We start from the raw sequence: 16,555 nt of genomic DNA on the forward strand, positions 1-16,555 counted from the left end.
CGTTGGCCGCGGCACTGACCGTGCTCCGGCGTCTGATCAACCGTGCACGTACCCATTACCGGTGGCCGACCCGGCCTACTACCCGCCGACTCAAGTGAGCATCAATTGCCGGTCGCTCTGAGACATCAGTGTGACGCAGATAACACCTTGACGGGCAGGTTTTGCGCCGTTGCGGCACACGGACGGCGCAGACCTCGAACACCGCGAACCGGCGTTCGGAAAGTAAAGGGGCAACTGAATGCACATGACCACCCCGACGACCCGACTCGACGTCGACCAGGCCGAAGCGCGTATCGCTTGGGTCTCCAAGGCTCGCTGCCGCGAAGTCGATCCAGATGAACTGTTCGTGCGTGGCGCAGCGCAGCGCAAGGCTGCGGTGATCTGCCGGCACTGCCCGGTGATGCTCGAGTGCGGGGCGGACGCCCTCGACAACCGTGTCGAGTTCGGCGTGTGGGGAGGCATGACGGAGCGGCAGCGTCGTGCTCTCCTCAAGCAGCATCCCGAGGTCGAGTCCTGGGCCGATTTCTTCCAGGCACAGCGACAGCACCAGAGCGCGGTCTAGTCACCACCTCACCGGTACACGAACCGCCGAGATCATGACCCGCGAGACATCACGCCTCGCGGGTCAATTGCTCACCCACCGCCCGCAGCGCCTCGAGATCCGAGACCTCGAAGGGCAGCGAGGGTACCCCGACCACGGGGACGGCAGGGTTCGCCGCGGTGAAGTTGCGTAGCAACCGCAGCTCCCGCTTGGCGATCACGGCCCGGTGCGCGTGGATGCGGAGAACGGCCTCAGCGGCCTTCGCGTCCACGCCCTCCTCCTCGGCGAGCTGGTCCGCCGCGGCGAGGGCGTGATCGGACGGCAACGCCGACAGTGTCGGATGGGTGCGGTTGAGCACCAGGCCCGACAGCGGCATGCGATCGCCCGACAGTCGTTCGACGAAGAACGACGCCTCGCGCAGGGCATCGGGTTCGGGTGCCGCGACCACCATGAAGTGGGTTCCCGGCTGCTGCAGCAACCGGTAGGTGCGGTTGGCGCGCTCGCGGAAGCCCCCGAACATCGAGTCCAGCGACTGCACGAAGGCCGACGCATCCGACAGCATCTGGCTCCCGACGATCGTCGAGACCGCCTTGAGCGCGAGCCCCATCGCGCCGGTCACCAGGCGGCCGAAGCCACGCCCGGGTGCCGTGAAGATCCGGATCATCCGCCCGTCGAGGAAGGCCCCGAGCCGCTGGGGAGCGTCGAGGAAGTCGAGCGCGTTCCGGGACGGCGGGGTGTCGACAATGATGAGATCCCACTCGTCGCTCTGCGCGAGCTGACCGAGCTTCTCCATCGCCATGTACTCCTGCGTGCCGGAGAAAGACGACGCCACGGTCTGATAGAAGGGGTTGTCGAGGATCTGCTGGGCCTTCTCCGGCGTCGAGTGCTCGAGCACCATGTCGTCGAAGGTGCGACGCATGTTGAGCATCATCGCGTGCAGCTCGCCCTTCGCCTCCGGCCCGAGCTCCACCTTCTGCGGTGAATTGTCGAGCGAGGCGACCCCGAGGGCCTGTGCCAGTCGCCGCGCCGGGTCGATCGTGAGCACCACGACGCTACGGCCCCGCTCGGCCGCGCGCAACGCGAGCGCCGCGGCGGTGGTCGTCTTGCCGACACCTCCCGACCCGCAGCACACGATCACCCGGGACGAGCGGTCGTCCAGGATGCGGGCGACGTCGAGGACCTTCCGGATCGGTGCGTTCATCGGACACCCTGCTCGGCAAGGACGTCGGCGAGTTCGTAGAGGCCACCGAGATCGACACCGTCGGCGAGGGCCGGTAGGGACATGCGTGCCACCTTCACTTCGTCGAGTTGAGCGGCGCTCACCTGTTGCGCCTGGAGTACCGCGGCGTGCTCGATGGTCTCGGTCAGCAGGCCGGCGAAATCGTCGTCGGAGAGCTTGATGGACACCTTCTCCAGCGTCGTCCGGATCGCGGGCCCGGCGATGCGGCCGGCGGCGACGTCGTCGACGAGTTCCTCGGGCAGGTGCTCGGGAGCGGTGCGGTTGACGATGACCGTCCCCATCCGGAGATCGGCGGCCTCGAGTTCCTCCACCGCGTCGGCCGTCTCCTGCACGGGCAGAGCCTCGAGCAGGGTCACCAGATGGACGACGGTCTGGTCGGAGTGCAGCAGCCGGACCACACCCTCGCTCTGCGACCGGATCGGACCGGACTTCGCGAGATCGGCCATGGCCTTGGTGACGTCGAGGAAGCTGCCGATGCGGCCGGTGGGCGGGGAGTCGACGACGACCGCGTCGTAGACGGGTGCGCCCGACGCGTCGGTCCGTACCACGGTCTCCTTGATCTTGCCGGTGAGGATGACGTCGCGCAGACCCGGCGCGAGCGTGGTCACGAACTCGATCGCTCCCATCCGTCGCATCGCGCGACCTGCGAATCCGAGGTTGTAGAACATGTCGAGGTATTCGAGGAAGGCCGCCTCGATGTCGATCGCGAGAGCCGAGACCTCACCGCCACCCGGTGCGGTCGCGATTTTCGTCTCGACCGGCGGGAGCGGCGGCACGTCGAACAGCTGCGCGATGCCCTGACGTCCCTCGGTCTCGACGAGCAGAACCTTGCGACCTCCGGCGGCGAGCGCCAGTGCGAGCGCCGCGGCCACGGTGGACTTCCCGGTGCCACCCTTGCCGGACACGAAGTGCAGTCGCGCCTGGGCGGCGCCTGCCGGCCATTCGCCGGAATGTGATGTCGGAGATGCCACGATCACGAGCCTATAAGTCGTGGACGGTGAACGGTGCCGGATAAGGTCAGGATATGAGTGAAACCACCACATGGGAATACGCAACCGTGCCGCTGCTCACGCACGCGACCAAGCAGATCCTCGACCAGTGGGGTGCCGACGGCTGGGAGCTCGTCACCGTCCTGCCCGGCCCCACCGGTGAGCAGCACGTCGCCTACCTCAAGCGTCCGAAGGGCTGATCGGTGTCGCACAACACCTGGAGCGAACGCCTGACCGAACTCGGCATCACCCTGCCGCCGGTCGCCGCCCCGGTGGCGGCCTACGTACCCGCCGTCCGCAATGGCGACGTCGTCTACACCTCCGGTCAGCTGCCGCTGGCCGACGGGAAGCTGACGCACACCGGCAAGGTGGGTGCCGAGGTGTCAGCGGAGGAGGCGAAGACCGCGGCCCGCACCGCCGCGCTCAACGCGCTCGCCGCAGTCGACGGTCTCGTCGGACTCGACAACATCGCGAGCGTCGTGAAGGTCGTCGGCTTCGTGGCGTCCGCCGAGGGCTTCACCGGACAGCCCGGCGTCATCAACGGCGCGTCGGAACTGCTCGGGGAGATCTTCGGTGAGGTCGGCGCGCACGCCCGCTCGGCCGTCGGCGTCGCCGAACTGCCCCTCGGCGCTCCCGTCGAGGTCGAGCTGATGGTGGAAGTACGCTGACGCCACCCTCCCCGATCGGAGGCGGCTCCCGACGGATCCGACACGAGAGGCACATGTGATGGCGCTGGTCCACCCCGCCTACGCGCAGCTGCGCCAGGTCACCGAGAACGCCGCGGTGATCCTGGCCGAGAACCCCTCGATCATGTCCCTCGAGGGAACGAACACCTGGATCCTCCGGGCCCCCGGCAGCGACGAGTGCGTCGTGGTCGATCCGGGTCCCCTCGACGAAGGCCATCTCGAGCGGATCGCGCAGGTGCCGGTGGCGGCGACCCTCATCAGTCACCGCCACTTCGACCACACCGAGGGTGCCGAGCGTTTCTCGCAACTCGCGGAATGCCCGGTGCACGCAGTGCTGCCGGAACACCGCCACGGCGGTGGGCGGCAACTGTCCGGCGGTGACGTCGTCGAGGCGGCGGGTCTGCGCATCCGGGTCGTCGCGACCCCAGGGCACACCGCCGATTCGCTGTCGTTCGTGATCGAGCAGGACCGCAGTGTTCTCACTGCCGACACCATCCTCGGCCGCGGCACGACCGTGCTCGACGACTCCGACGGCGACCTCGGCGACTACCTGCGGTCGTTGAGGTCGCTCATCGGTCTCGGCGGTGGCTACACGGTGCTGCCCGGGCACGGCCCCGAGCTGCCCGACCTCGAGACGATCGCGCGGGAGTACCTCGCGCACCGGGAGGGTCGGCTCGAGCAGGTGCGCGGTGCGCTGCGCACCCTCGGCGCCGAAGCCACCGCACGGCAGGTCGTCGAGCACGTCTACGCCGACGTCGACCCCTCGTTGTGGGGTGCGGCGGAGAAGTCCGTCAACGTGCAGTTGGAGTACCTGCGCAGCCACGGTTGAGTCGAAGCAGCTACGGCTGGGATACGCACATACGAAAGGCCGGGACGCGGCGAGCGTCCCGGCCTTTCGTATGTCCGTGGGTCAGCGAGCGCGACGCGCCAGACGCTCCGAGTCGGAGATCAGCACGCTCTTGCCCTCGAGACGCAGCCAGCCGCGGTGCGCGAAGTCGGCGAGGGCCTTGTTCACGGTCTCGCGGGACGCGCCGACGAGCTGCGCGATCTCTTCCTGCGTCAGGTCGTGCGTGACACGCAGGGCGCCGGCCTCCTGGGTGCCGAAACGCTGGGCGAGCTGGAGCAGTGCCTTGGCGACACGACCGGGGACGTCGGTGAAGATCAGGTCGGCGAGGCTGTTGTTGGTGCGACGCAGACGACGGGCCAGCACGCGGAGGAGCTGCTCGGCGATCTCGGGGCGCTGGTCGATCCACGCCTTGAGCGCATCGCGGTCCATGCTCACGGCTCGCACCTCGGTGACGGTGGTGGCGGTGGAGGTGCGCGGACCCGGGTCGAAGATCGACAGCTCGCCGAACATGTCGGACGGGCCCATGATCGTCAGGAGGTTCTCGCGACCGTCGGGCGAACGACGTCCGAGCTTCACCTTGCCGGAAACGATGATGTACAGCCGGTCGCCGGGCTCACCCTCGTTGAAGATGACATGGCCGCGCGGGAAATCTACAGGCTGAAGCTCTTTGATCAGCGCCGCAACCGCCGAGGGCTCGACTCCTTGGAAGATGCCTGCTCTGGCCAGGACCTCGTCCACGTGCGCTCCTTTTGGGAATGATTCGTCATCTACTGCCGGGTCTGCACGTCGACGGACTTCCTGGGCAGGTCACCTGTCAGGCGTACGAGCGCCCAGTCTATCGTGCGCGCTGCACGAGTGAGTGACCGATACCACGGAAACGATCGACGAACCCGATCATCGGTACCTCGAGGCTACCGGCAAGTAGTCGTTCAGCTGGCGCGGCGCGCGCGCAGATGACCGTCCGAATCGTCCGCTCCGTCGGTGCTCGGTCCGCGGCGGCGGCGACGCTGGAAGCGGGCCAAAGCCCCGGGGAAACCTTCACGAGCGAGTGCCGCGACATCGGCCTGGTCCGCTTTGTCGAGGAACTCTTCCACTTCCTGCTCACGGACGGACAACCGGCTCAAGCGCGCTTCGACACGTTCCATGGACAGTGCGAACAACATGAGCAGCACCGGGAAGAGGACCACAGCAAGAGCTTGCATACCCGGAAGTAAACACCCGCAAGGTCTCGGAAGAGACACGGGGCCGGATCCTGGGGAGAGTGTTTACGTAGAGTGGATCAGGTGCATGCCTCCCAGTCCGAGAGCCCCGAGACGGCCCCGCGCCGAGTGAACGGAAAGGCTCGCGGACCGGAGTCGCGACTGGCCCTCGTCCGTCGCGCGCGACGGATGAACCGGCGCCTCGCCGAGGCTTTTCCGCACGTCTACTGCGAACTGGACTTCACGAATCCGCTCGAGCTCGCCGTCGCCACGATCCTGTCGGCGCAGTGCACGGATGTGCGGGTCAACCAGGTGACCCCCGCTCTGTTCGCCCGGTATCCCGACGCCCGCGCGTACGCGGAGGCGGACCGCGCCGAGCTCGAGGAGTACATCCGCTCGACCGGCTTCTACCGCAACAAGGCCAACTCGCTCATCGGTCTCGGCCAGGCCCTGCTCGAGCGGCACGACGGCGAGGTTCCGGCCCGGCTGAAGGATCTCGTCGCGCTGCCCGGCATCGGCCGCAAGACCGCCAACGTCATCCTCGGTAACGCCTTCGATGTGCCGGGTATCACGGTCGACACCCACTTCCAGCGGCTCGTGCGTCGCTGGGAATGGACCGACGAGACCGACCCGGTCAAGATCGAGCACGCGGTGGGTGTGCTCATCGAGCGCAAGGAATGGACGCTGCTGTCCCATCGCGTGATCTTCCACGGTCGGCGCGTGTGCCACGCACGCAAGCCGGCATGCGGGGTGTGTGTCCTCGCGAAGGACTGCCCCTCCTACGGGACCGGGCCCACCGATCCGCAGACCGCGGCCACGCTGGTGAAGGGACCGGAGACCGAGCACCTGCTCGAGCTGGCCGGGCGGTGACGGAGTGCGTCCTTCCACAGCAGGCCGCTGGAGCCTGGCAGCTCTCGTCGTCGTCATCGCATTGATCGTCGCCATCTGGCCGCGCGACCGCAGCGACCCTCCGCCGGCCACCGGCCCGGGACCGGCCGCACCCTCGACCGCACCCGTGGACCGCCGGCCCCAGGACGGCGCGCAGGCCCTCGCTCCGCTGCGGGAGACCGCCGCACTCGATCCGTGCCCGCAGCCGGGCGGGTCCACGCCCGCTCCCGCCGGTCCGCTCGCCGGTCTGGTCTTCGAGTGCGTGAGCGACGGATCCTCCGTCGACCTCGCGGCCGCCCTCGCCGGAAAGCCCGCCGTGGTGAACCTGTGGGCCTGGTGGTGCGCTCCCTGCGCCGAGGAACTGCCGGTCCTCCAGGACTACGCCGCCCGGGTGGGCGAGGAGGTCACCGTCGTCACCGTCCACACCGACCCGAACGAGTCGAACGCCCTCGGCCGGCTCGCCGACTACGACGTGCACCTGCCGGGTGTGCAGGACGGCTCGGGTCGCGTACAGGCCGCGGTCGGCGCGCCCGCCGTCCTTCCCGTGACGGTGCTGCTCCGCGCCGACGGGTCGGTCGCCGCCGTGCTCCCCATCCCGTTCCGGTCGGCCGACGAGGTCGCCTCGGTCGTCGAGGAGCATCTGGGGGTGGCCGCATGATCCCCGAATGGCTCCGGCGTGTCGCCTCGGTGTCGCCGACCGACCCGCACGGTCTCAACCCGATCCTGAACCGTCGCGCCCCGCGCGACGCGCGGGTGCGGCAGGCCTCGGTGCTGGTGTTGTTCGGCGGGTCGCCGGAGGCCGATCCGATGGCCCGCGGCGGACTTCCCGCCGACGCCGACGTCCTGCTCACCCAGCGCGCCGCGACGCTGCGGCAGCACAGCGGGCAGGTGGCCTTTCCCGGAGGCGCCGCCGATCCCGAGGACTACGGCGCCATCCACACCGCACTTCGTGAAGCGGAGGAGGAGACCGGCCTGGATCCGTCCGGGATCCGGCCGCTCGCCGTGCTCCCCGAACTGTTCATCCCGCCTTCCGGCTTCGACGTGACTCCCGTGGTCGCCTACTGGGAGACCCCGAGCCCGGTCGGAGTGGTCGATCCGAAGGAGGCGACCCGCGTGGTCCGGGTGTCGCTGCACGAGTTGCTCGACCCCGACAACCGTTTCCAGGTCCGGCACCGTCTGGGCTATCAGGGCCCGGCCTTCCAGGTGGACGGGATGCTGGTCTGGGGTTTCACCGCGGGTGTGCTCGCGGGTCTGTTCGCGGTATCGGGGTGGGAGATCGAGTGGGATCACCACGACGTCCGTGACCTCGACGTCGTACTCGCCGAACTGGAGACGGGGGTGGTCGAATCATGACCGGATCGGGCTGGATCGATCTGATCATCGTGGTGATCGTCCTGATCGCCGCGTCCTCCGGGCTCCGGCAGGGCGCCGTCGCCTCGGCGCTGGCCTTCCTGGGTGTGCTGCTCGGTGCGGTCGCGGGCATCCTCATCGCCCCGCACGTGCTCGTGCACATCGACGATGCGCGCATGCGCATCCTTGCCGGCATCGGTCTGATCGTGGTGCTGGTGGTGATCGGCGAGGTGGCCGGCATGGTGCTCGGACGTGCCGCGCGCAGCGGCATCCACAGTCCGGGTGCGCGGGCGGTCGACAGCGTCGTCGGTGCCGGTCTGCAATCGGTCGCGGTGCTCGTCGCCGCGTGGCTGCTCGCCATCCCGCTGACCGCCACGACCCAGCCCGCCGTCTCCGCAGCCGTGCGGGGATCCCAGGTGCTCGGGACCGTCGACGACGTCGCCCCCGACTGGATGCGTGCGATCCCCAACGAGTTCTCGGCGTTGCTCGACACCTCGGGTCTGCCCGAGGTGATCGGGCCGTTCGGGCGTACCCCGATCGCCGAGGTGGAGGCACCCGACGGCGGTCTCCTCGAAGGATCGGTCCCGGCCCGGCTGCAGACGAGCGTGCTGCGCATCAACGGTGTCGCACCCAGCTGCCAGAAGGCACTGGAAGGATCCGGTTTCGTCGTGGCCCCTGAACGGGTGATGACGAACGCGCACGTCGTGGCCGGAACCGCAGCGGTGACCGTCGATACGGACGGCGGCCCGCTCGAAGCGACCGTCGTGCTGTTCGATCCGGAGGTGGACGTCGCGATCCTCGCGGTGCCGGGACTGACCGCGCAGCCGCTGGATTTCGCCCCGGAGCCGGCGGAGTCGGGTGACGACGCGATCGTGCTCGGCTACCCGGGCGGCGGTCCGTACACGGCGAGCGCGGCGCGGATCCGCGAGACGCTCGACCTGCAGGGCCCGGACATCTACCGCGGCGGCACCGTCGAACGCGAGGTGTACACGGTGCGCGGCACGATCCGGCAGGGCAACTCGGGGGGTCCGCTGGTCGATCCGTCCGGCGATGTCCTCGGCATGGTCTTCGGCGCGGCGGTCGACAACACCGACACCGGTTTCGTTCTCACCGGTGCAGAGGTGAGCCGGCAGCTGGAGATGGCCGGGGTGAATCAGCCGGTTGCGACCGGCGCCTGCATCGTCTGACGTCTGCCCGTCCGGCGGACGGGCAGATCAGTCGAGTCCGCGGACGAAGTCGGCGAGCAGTGCCGTCACCGCTTCGGGCTTCTCCTGATGGGCGTAGTGGCCGGCCCCGTCGACGAATTTCAGGATCCGTCCGGGGGCGTGCCGCACGCAGCGTCGGAGGGTCGCGGCGAGCACGTAGGGATCCAGCGCGCCGTGCAGCTGCAGGATCGGCAGGGTGAGCTCGACGTCCATGGCCTTCATGAAGCGGCGACCGTCGGGACGCCACTGGCTGCGGAACGCCCAGCGCTGGTATTCGAGGGTCAGGTGCGCCGTGCCCGGGATGCGGATCGCGGTGCGCAGCCGGTCGACGACATCGGCGAACTCGTCGGTGCGTCGCCAGTCCGGGCCGCACCGCACACGCATCAGCCGTTCGATCTCCAGGCCATTGTCGCGAACCAGCTTCCGTTCGGGACGCCACGGCAGCTGGTAGGCGAGGAAGGTCGGCACCAGAGCCTTGCGTTGCGCGCGGTCGCGCAGGGTCGCGTCGCGCAGCGAGATGGGGTGCGGGGAGTCGACGACCGCGATGGCCCGCACGACATGCGGATGGATCACCGCGGTCGCCCAGCACACGAGGCCCCCGTCGGCATGGCCCACGAGGACCGCCTCGGTGTGCCCGAGCGCGCGGATCAGTCCCGCGATGTCGTTCGAGAGCGTCCAGCCGTCGTATCCGCGGGGCGGCTTGTCCGTGTCGCCGTAACCACGCAGGTCCACCGCGACCGCCCGGTAGCCGAGATCGGCGAAGGCGGTGAGCTGGTGACGCCACGACCACCACAGGTCGGCGAAGCCGTGCACGAACACCACGAGAGGTGTGTCCGGGTCGTGCGGACCGGCTTCGACGGCATGGAAGCGGATGCCGTTGGCGTGGATGTCTCGATGCGTCCACGGTCCGGGATACCGGACCGTGGACGGGTCGGGGACGGGCACTGGCTCTTCCGGTTCGTCAGCGGGTGACGCGGCGCGGCGCGGCGTGGCGCGGGCCGTCCGCATCGTGTCCGTCCTGGCTGCTCGGGAGGATCGACGCGGTCTGCTTGAGCGAGTCGATGGTCTTGTTCGGTGCGCGCAGCTTCCGGACCCGCATATAGCCGATCAGGGCCAGCAGGCCCGTCACCACCAGCATGATCAGGAAGACGATGAGGAAGGCGAGCCAGCGCGCCACCCAGACATCGAGGAGTTCGGCGAGAAAGAAGAAGAAGAAGAACGAACTGAAGGTCAGCACGGCGAGCGCGAGGATGAAGAACAGGCTGCCCTGCACGCCCTTCTTGACCTCGCCGGTCACCTCGGCCTTGGCGAGCTGGACTTCGGCGCGGAACAGTGTGGACAGCTGTGTCGCTGCGTCGCGTACCAGTTCGCCCACACTGGCATCGCGGGGTGTCGGAGCGTCCACCTTCGTCAACGGGATGCCCGAAATGCTCGACGGGACTCCGTTCTCCGGACGATTCGCGTTCGTCACGCTCACTACTCGACCCCTTCGGTTGGTTCGTTCCGTTGGCGGTGGGCGCGCCCACGCCGTAACAGTAGCGCCGACCCGAGGACAGAGGCGATCAATGATGTCACCAGCACGGCGGCCTTGGCGATCTCGGCGGGCTCGCCACCGTGGATGTCGCCGAGCGAAAGTTCGGCGATGAGCAGGCTCACCGTGAACCCGATGCCGCCGATCACGGCGAGCGCGAGCACGTCTCCCCACATCAGCCCGGTCGGGCGGGTGGCGAGACCGAGCCGGATCGAGATCCAGGTGGCGCCGAAGATCCCGACGGTCTTGCCGAGGAGCAGTCCGAGGACGACGGACTGGCCGACAGGATCGGTGAACACCTGGCCGAGCATCTCCGCACCGATGGGTACACCGGATGCGAACAGGGCGAACAGCGGGACGCACAGACCGGCGGACCACGGTTGGATGTGGTGGACCAGCCGCTCGGCGGGTGCGTAGTCCTCCCCGGGATCGGTGCGGACACGGGTGAGCAGGCCGAGGAGGACCCCGGCGACGGTCGCGTGGATGCCTGCGTTGTGCATGGCGTACCAGGTGAACAGTGCGAGCGGCACATACAACCACGGCGTGGTGATGCGCTTCTGCTGCGCGAACCAGTATGCCGCCGCTGCGGCCACTGTGGCGAGCAGCCACGCGACGGCGAGTCCCGAGGTGAACAGGATCGCGATGAGCGCGATGCCGATGAGGTCGTCGACGACCGCCAGGCTCAACAGGAACACCCGGGCGCTGGTGGGGATGCGCGAACCGGTGAGGGCGAGCACGCCGAGAGCGAAGGCGATGTCGGTCGCGACGGGGATCGCCCAACCCCGGTCCATTCCCGGCGCACCCCAGCCCACGACGGCTGCGATGACGGCAGGAAGGATCACGCCGCCGCATGCGGCGATCACGGGCAGGATCGCCTTCCTGCGATCGGCGAGTTCGCCTGTGACGAGTTCGCGCTTGAGTTCGAGGCCCGCGACGAAGAAGAAGACGGCGAGCAGGCCGTCCTTGGCCCAGTCGCCGACCGAGAGGTGCAGGTGCAGGAACTCCGGGCCGATCTCGAAGTCCCGCAGAGCGAGATAGGAGTCGCCGAAGGGGGAGTTGACCCAGATCAGCGCTATCGCTGCGGCGATGAGCAGCAGTGAACCGCCGACCGTCTCGGTGCGGAGGAAGCGACCCAGAGGTGCGGTCCAGGTGGGTGAGGAGGTGTCGGACACGGGCGTCTTTCGCTGGGCGGATACGGGCACGGGCGAACCGTCGCCGACCAGACTTCCCGGTACACCGGGGAAGAGTCTAACGCCGGACGGAGGGCGTCCGTAGGGGTGTCCGATTTGCGGTGGGCGGAAACTCGGGTGTTCACTTTCCTAGTAAGTGGGATCTGGTCTCAGAATGTGAGTGGAGTAGTGGGGATGGTTCAGTGAGCACATCGGTCGGAGTCGAGGACGGGGGTTCCTCGGTCGTCGCAGGCGTTCCGCGCCGGCGCATCGTCGTCGCCAGCATGGTCGGCACGTCCATCGAGTTCTACGACTTCTACATCTATGCGACAGCCGCCGTCTCGGTCTTCCCGCACCTGTTCTTCCCGCAGGGCAACAGCACGACCGCGCTGCTCGCCTCCCTCGCGACCTTCGGTATCGCTTTCGTCGCCCGCCCGGTCGGATCCGTCGTCTTCGGGCACTTCGGCGACCGCATCGGCCGCAAGGTCACGCTCGTCGGCTCGCTCCTGACGATGGGCATCGCGACCTTCCTCATCGGCCTGCTGCCGACCTATCACCAGGCCGGGCTCATCGCACCGGCGTTGCTGGCGCTCATGCGCTTCTGCCAGGGCCTGGGTCTCGGTGGGGAGTGGTCGGGTGCGGCGCTGCTCGCCACCGAGACGGCCGAACCCGGCAAGCGCGCCTGGGCGGCGATGTGGCCGCAGCTCGGCGCACCCATCGGCTTCATCGGCGCCAACGGCCTGTTCCTGATCATCACGCTGGCGCTCGGCCACGACAACGGCGACCCCGACCTGTCGAGCGCCTTCCTCGAATGGGGCTGGCGCATTCCGTTCCTGCTCAGCGCGATCATGGTGATCATCGGGCTGTACGTGCGGCTCAAGCTCGAAGAGACGCCGGTCTTCGCCAAGGCCGTCGCCGAGGGCAAGAAGGTCAAGACGCCTCTCGCCGAGGTGTTCAAGAACAGCTGGCGTGAGCTGATCATCGGCACCTTCGTCATGCTCGCGACGTACACGCTCTTCTACATCATGACCACCTGGGTTTTGAGCTTCGGAACGGGCAAGACCCCCGAGGAAGGTGGCCACGGTGCCGGTTTCCAGTACGCGGACTTCCTCGTGCTGCAGCTGGTCGCGGTGCTGTTCTTCGCCGCGGCGGTTCCCGTCGCCGGGTGGCTCGCCGACCGCTACGGTCGCCGCTCGACCCTGCTGGTCGTCACGGGCGCGATCATGGTGTTCGGCCTGTGCTTCCAGTTCCTGCTGTCGAGCGACGGCATGAGCTCCGGACGCATGCTGTTCTTCCTCATCGTCGGCATGCTGCTCATGGGTCTGACCTTCGGGCCGCAGAGTGCGATCCTGCCCGAGCTGTTCCCGACCAACGTCCGCTACACGGGTTCCGGAATCTCGTACAACGTGTCGAGCATCCTCGGTGCCGCGGTGGCCCCCTTCATCGCGACGTGGCTGGCCACGAGCTACGGCGTCGGCTGGGTGGGCATCTACCTGCTGATCGCCGCGGCGACGACCTTCGTCGCGCTGCTCGTCGTCAAGGAGACCCGCGACCGGTCGCTCGACGAGGTGTAGTCGTACCGACCGCGAAAGGCCCCCTCCGGATCCGATCCGGAAGGGGCCTTTCGCGGTCGGCTACTTGCCGCGGATCGCGTCGAAGACGGCCGGATCGACGAGCGTCGAGGTGTCGCCGAGCTCGCGGCCCTCGGCGACGTCGCGCAGCAGGCGGCGCATGATCTTGCCCGACCGGGTCTTCGGCAGTTCCGGCACAACGGTGATCTGACGGGGCTTGGCGATCGGGGAGATCTCCACCGCCACGTGATCGCGCAGTTCCTTGATGAGCGTGTCGCCGGTGTTCTCGACGTGCTCGCGCAGGATCACGAACGCGACGATGCCCTGGCCGGTGGTCTCGTCCGCCGCGCCGACGACCGCGGCCTCGGCGATAGACGGGTGCGACACGAGCGCGGATTCGACCTCCGAGGTGGAGATGCGGTGACCGGAGACGTTCATGACATCGTCGACGCGGCCGAGCACCCACAGCGCTCCGTCGTCGTCGTAACGCGCACCGTCGCCGGCGAAGTACCAGCCCTGCTCGGCGTAGCGCGACCAGTAGGTCTCGCGGTAACGCTGCTCGTCGCCCCAGATGCCGCGCAGCATCGCCGGCCACGGCTGATCGAGCACCAGATAGCCGTTACCGCCCGCGCCGAGCGGGGTGGCCTCGTCGTCGACGATCTTCGCGGAGATACCGGGCAGCGGCGCCATCGCCGAGCCGGGCTTGGTGGCCGTGATGCCGGGCAGCGGCGAGATCATGATCGCGCCGGTCTCGGTCTGCCACCAGGTGTCGACGATCGGGGCCGAATCCGCGCCGATGACCTCGCGGTACCAGCGCCACGCCTCCGGGTTGATCGGCTCGCCGACGCTGCCGAGCAGACGGATCGACGACAGGTCGTGGGCGTCGGGGATCTCGCGACCCCACTTCATGAACGTGCGGATCAGCGTCGGGGCGGTGTAGTAGATCGACACCCCGTACTTCTCGATGATCTCGAAGTGCCGGTGCTCGTTCGGCGAGTTGGGGGTGCCCTCGTAGACGACCTGGGTGACACCGTTGCTCAGCGGGCCGTAGACGATGTAGCTGTGGCCGGTGACCCAGCCGATGTCGGCGGTGCACCAGTAGACGTCCTTGCCCGGCTTGTGGTCGAAGACGTAGTGGTGGGTGTACGACGCCTGCGTCAGGTAGCCACCCGAGCTGTGGATGATGCCCTTGGGCTTACCCGTGGTGCCCGAGGTGTACAGGATGAACAGCGGGTGCTCGGAGTCGAACGGCTGCGCTTCGTGCTCGGGGGAGGCCTTCTCGACGGTCTCGTGCCACCACAGGTCTCGCCCTTCGGTCCACTCCACGTCGATGCCGGTGCGCGCGACGACCAGCACGTGCTCGATCGACTTTGCGTCGGCGACGGCCTCGTCGGCGGCGTTCTTGAGCGGCGCGGCCTGGCCGCGCCGCCACTGCCCGTCCACGGTGACGAGCAGCTTGGCCTGCGCATCGTCGATGCGCGACCGCAGCGCCGACGACGAGAAGCCGCCGAACACCACCGAGTGGGTCAGGCCGAGGCGCGCGCACGCGAGCATGGTGACGATGGCCTCGGGGATCATCGGCATGTAGATCGCGACGCGATCGCCGGCGACCAGGCCGAGCTCGGTGAAGGTGTTCGCGGCGCGGGAGACCTCGGCGAGGAGGTCGTTGTAGGTCAGCGACCGGCTGTCGCCGGGCTCGCCCTCGAAGTGGATGGCGACCCGATCGCCGTTACCGGCCTCGACGTGCCGGTCGACGCAGTTGTAGGCGACGTTGAGCTTGCCGCCGACGAACCACTTCGCCAGCGGTGCGTTCGACCAGTCGAGCACTTCCGTCCAGGGCTCCGCCCAGTCGAGTCGTTTCGCCTGTTCGTCCCAGAATCCGAGCCGATCGGCGTCGGCCGCGGCCTGCAGTTCCGGACCGGCGTTGGCCGTGGCGGTGAACTCCGGGCTCGGCGGGTACGCCTTCGATTCGTGCTCCTGGGCTGCGCTCGTCATGGTGCGGGGCCTCTTTCCGGGATGGTTCCATTCGGGCTCTTGTGAGCGTAATCATCTGTGACCGGCGCCGCACCGTTGCATCGATATGCAACCCCGTCACTTTCGCTCATCGGTCGAATTCGCGCGACGAACGGCATTCGGGCACGACCGGTGAACCTCTCGTCCGTCCACCGCGTGTGCGCCGGTACCGTCGTCGGCGTGACCGACCCTCTTCAGCCTCTCGTCGACCTTCCGGGCGTACGCGACGCCGCCGACCGTGCCCGCGACGCGCTCGCGGAGGTGCATCGTCATCGAACCAATCGGCGTGGTTGGGCGAACACCGCCGCGGAGGCATCGGTGCGGGCCGCCCGCGCCTCGGCGTCGATCGACGGCGGGTCGATGGAACTTCCGCAGCCGGGGGAGAGTGGCGATCCGATCCTGGCCGGAGCGCTGCGGGTCGCGCAGTCGCTCGACGGCGACGCGCTCGACAACATGGTCGCGACGTGGCGACGTGCCCCGCTTCAGGCACTGGCCCGCCTGCACCTTCTCGCTGCCGCGGATCTCGTGGAGGACGCCGAGGAGCTGGGTCGTCCGCGGACGGAGCCGGGGGTCGCCGAGCGTCTCGACGGGCTCGCGCAACTCGTCACCGGGGGGACGAACGCCCCGGCGCCCGTTCTCGCTGCGGTCGTGCACGGTGAACTGTCCGTCCTGAAGCCCTTCGGGGTCGCCGACGGTATCGTGGCGCGGGCCGCGTCCCGGCTCGTGTGCGTCGCGTCCGGACTCGATACGCGCAATCTGGGCGTACCGGAGGTCCATTGGATGCGCCGGTTGCAGGCCTACCGCGACGGGGTCGCCGGATTCGGGGCGGGAACCGTGGAGGGCGTCGGCGGCTGGGTGCTCTTCTGCTGTGGGTCGCTCGAGGCCGGGGCTCGTGAGGCCGGCTCGATCGCCGAGGCGTTCGCCGGCTGAGTGCCGGGCGGGGCTTCGCCGGCCGAATCGCGGCCTGTACGCGAAACCCCCTGCACGCGAAAGCGGGTGGCATATCGATCGAGATCGATTCCGCCACCCGCTAGCACGGGCGGTTCGAGTTACCATGCGTGCTGAAATGGGTTGTGATTCAACGGCCTCGGCGATGATCCGGGTATCGTCGATTCGTCCTCGCAACGGGTGCGGGGTACTCGTCTTCGAAAATCCGGAACTCGCAGGCCCACAACACTCGTGCCCTTATAGTGGCATCGGCTTCGCGTGGGTACTCGGTGTCCGTGCTGGGAAGAACAGTCGGGAGATCGAATCTTCTCTTCCGATTCGGTCTTGGCCTTCCGTCCTTCCGTAACTCCTTTCTACCCCGTCCGCGAGATGTCGGCA

Annotated in this window: 18 protein-coding genes and 1 pseudogene; 11 read left to right on the forward strand and 8 right to left on the reverse strand. The window is 68.4% G+C overall.

Annotated features, from left to right (window positions below):
* Both K3M35_RS23530 and K3M35_RS23535 read left to right on the forward strand, forming a co-directional pair.
* A pseudogene (locus K3M35_RS23530) lies at positions 1–98 on the forward strand (IS5/IS1182 family transposase); the annotation flags it as partial.
* A 140-nt stretch (positions 99–238) separates the two neighbouring features.
* Positions 239–562, forward strand: coding sequence for a WhiB family transcriptional regulator (locus K3M35_RS23535; RefSeq protein ID WP_006552432.1), 324 nt, complete (start codon positions 239–241; stop codon positions 560–562).
* A 49-nt stretch (positions 563–611) separates the two neighbouring features.
* Here the strand turns inward: K3M35_RS23535 and K3M35_RS23540 are convergent, their stop codons facing one another.
* Together K3M35_RS23540 and K3M35_RS23545 are read right to left on the reverse strand one after the other, a co-directional pair.
* Complete coding sequence (locus K3M35_RS23540; RefSeq protein WP_006552431.1) at positions 612–1,742, reverse strand: ArsA family ATPase; 1,131 nt, start codon at positions 1,740–1,742, stop codon at positions 612–614.
* Positions 1,739–2,755, reverse strand: coding sequence for an ArsA family ATPase (locus K3M35_RS23545; RefSeq protein ID WP_371683113.1), 1,017 nt, complete (start codon positions 2,753–2,755; stop codon positions 1,739–1,741). The genes K3M35_RS23540 and K3M35_RS23545 overlap by 4 nt, the downstream gene beginning before the upstream one ends.
* Before the next feature lie 50 nt (positions 2,756–2,805).
* On the opposite strand from K3M35_RS23545, the gene K3M35_RS23550 reads away from it, so the two are divergent.
* The 3 genes from K3M35_RS23550 to K3M35_RS23560 are packed head-to-tail and all read left to right on the forward strand — an operon-like array spanning position 2,806 to position 4,285.
* On the forward strand, positions 2,806–2,970 hold the full coding sequence (locus K3M35_RS23550; RefSeq protein WP_006552429.1) for a DUF4177 domain-containing protein: 165 nt from the start codon (positions 2,806–2,808) through the stop codon (positions 2,968–2,970).
* Between the two features lie 3 nt (positions 2,971–2,973).
* Positions 2,974–3,438 carry a RidA family protein gene (locus K3M35_RS23555; protein ID WP_006552428.1) on the forward strand — a complete coding sequence of 155 codons (465 nt, stop codon included), beginning with the start codon at positions 2,974–2,976 and terminating at the stop codon, positions 3,436–3,438.
* A gap of 58 nt (positions 3,439–3,496) precedes the next feature.
* Complete coding sequence (locus K3M35_RS23560) at positions 3,497–4,285, forward strand: MBL fold metallo-hydrolase (protein ID WP_220667063.1); 789 nt, start codon at positions 3,497–3,499, stop codon at positions 4,283–4,285.
* An 81-nt stretch (positions 4,286–4,366) separates the two neighbouring features.
* Here K3M35_RS23560 and K3M35_RS23565 read toward each other — a convergent pair whose 3' ends face one another.
* Complete coding sequence (locus tag K3M35_RS23565) at positions 4,367–5,041, reverse strand: Crp/Fnr family transcriptional regulator (protein WP_006552426.1); 675 nt, start codon at positions 5,039–5,041, stop codon at positions 4,367–4,369.
* Between the two features lie 191 nt (positions 5,042–5,232).
* Positions 5,233–5,505, reverse strand: a complete 273-nt coding sequence (locus K3M35_RS23570) for a hypothetical protein (protein WP_033097906.1) — start codon at positions 5,503–5,505, stop codon at positions 5,233–5,235.
* 72 nt (positions 5,506–5,577) lie between these two features.
* Here K3M35_RS23570 and nth point away from each other — a divergent pair, with 72 nt between their 5' ends.
* From nth to K3M35_RS23590, 4 genes are read left to right on the forward strand one after another with little or no spacing between them, the layout of a single operon-like run.
* Positions 5,578–6,372, forward strand: coding sequence for an endonuclease III (gene nth, locus K3M35_RS23575; protein WP_006552424.1), 795 nt, complete (start codon positions 5,578–5,580; stop codon positions 6,370–6,372).
* Between the two features lie 4 nt (positions 6,373–6,376).
* Complete coding sequence (locus K3M35_RS23580; RefSeq protein WP_006552423.1) at positions 6,377–7,048, forward strand: TlpA disulfide reductase family protein; 672 nt, start codon at positions 6,377–6,379, stop codon at positions 7,046–7,048.
* On the forward strand, positions 7,045–7,743 hold the full coding sequence (locus K3M35_RS23585; RefSeq protein ID WP_006552422.1) for a CoA pyrophosphatase: 699 nt from the start codon (positions 7,045–7,047) through the stop codon (positions 7,741–7,743). Before K3M35_RS23580 ends, K3M35_RS23585 begins: the two co-directional genes overlap by 4 nt.
* On the forward strand, positions 7,740–8,927 hold the full coding sequence (locus K3M35_RS23590; RefSeq protein WP_064061134.1) for a MarP family serine protease: 1,188 nt from the start codon (positions 7,740–7,742) through the stop codon (positions 8,925–8,927). The genes K3M35_RS23585 and K3M35_RS23590 overlap by 4 nt, the downstream gene beginning before the upstream one ends.
* A gap of 27 nt (positions 8,928–8,954) precedes the next feature.
* Here K3M35_RS23590 and K3M35_RS23595 read toward each other — a convergent pair whose 3' ends face one another.
* Genes K3M35_RS23595 through nhaA form a run of 3 tightly spaced genes read right to left on the reverse strand, consistent with a single transcriptional unit; the run spans position 8,955 to position 11,648 of the window.
* Positions 8,955–9,890, reverse strand: a complete 936-nt coding sequence (locus tag K3M35_RS23595) for an alpha/beta fold hydrolase (protein WP_024102813.1) — start codon at positions 9,888–9,890, stop codon at positions 8,955–8,957.
* 16 nt (positions 9,891–9,906) lie between these two features.
* Complete coding sequence (locus K3M35_RS23600) at positions 9,907–10,422, reverse strand: phage holin family protein (protein ID WP_006552419.1); 516 nt, start codon at positions 10,420–10,422, stop codon at positions 9,907–9,909.
* Positions 10,422–11,648 (reverse strand): Na+/H+ antiporter NhaA, encoded by a 1,227-nt coding sequence (nhaA, locus tag K3M35_RS23605; RefSeq protein ID WP_041803540.1) that lies wholly within the window; start codon positions 11,646–11,648, stop codon positions 10,422–10,424. Before nhaA ends, K3M35_RS23600 begins: the two co-directional genes overlap by 1 nt.
* A gap of 200 nt (positions 11,649–11,848) precedes the next feature.
* Here nhaA and K3M35_RS23610 point away from each other — a divergent pair, with 200 nt between their 5' ends.
* The gene (locus tag K3M35_RS23610; RefSeq protein WP_220667064.1) at positions 11,849–13,219 is read left to right on the forward strand and encodes an MFS transporter; all 1,371 of its coding nucleotides are present in this window, start codon (positions 11,849–11,851) and stop codon (positions 13,217–13,219) included.
* A 60-nt stretch (positions 13,220–13,279) separates the two neighbouring features.
* On the opposite strand, the gene acs is transcribed toward K3M35_RS23610, so the two are convergent.
* The gene (gene acs, locus K3M35_RS23615) at positions 13,280–15,211 is read right to left on the reverse strand and encodes an acetate--CoA ligase (RefSeq protein ID WP_220667065.1); all 1,932 of its coding nucleotides are present in this window, start codon (positions 15,209–15,211) and stop codon (positions 13,280–13,282) included.
* Positions 15,212–15,409: 198 nt separating this feature from the next.
* Between acs and K3M35_RS23620 the strand changes: the two genes are divergently transcribed.
* Complete coding sequence (locus K3M35_RS23620; RefSeq protein ID WP_033097956.1) at positions 15,410–16,159, forward strand: hypothetical protein; 750 nt, start codon at positions 15,410–15,412, stop codon at positions 16,157–16,159.
* Positions 16,160–16,555: the final 396 nt, after the last annotated feature.

Source organism: Rhodococcus sp. DMU2021, assembly GCF_019641445.1.
In the GTDB taxonomy this organism is placed as follows: Bacteria; Actinomycetota; Actinomycetes; order Mycobacteriales; family Mycobacteriaceae; genus Rhodococcus; species Rhodococcus pyridinivorans.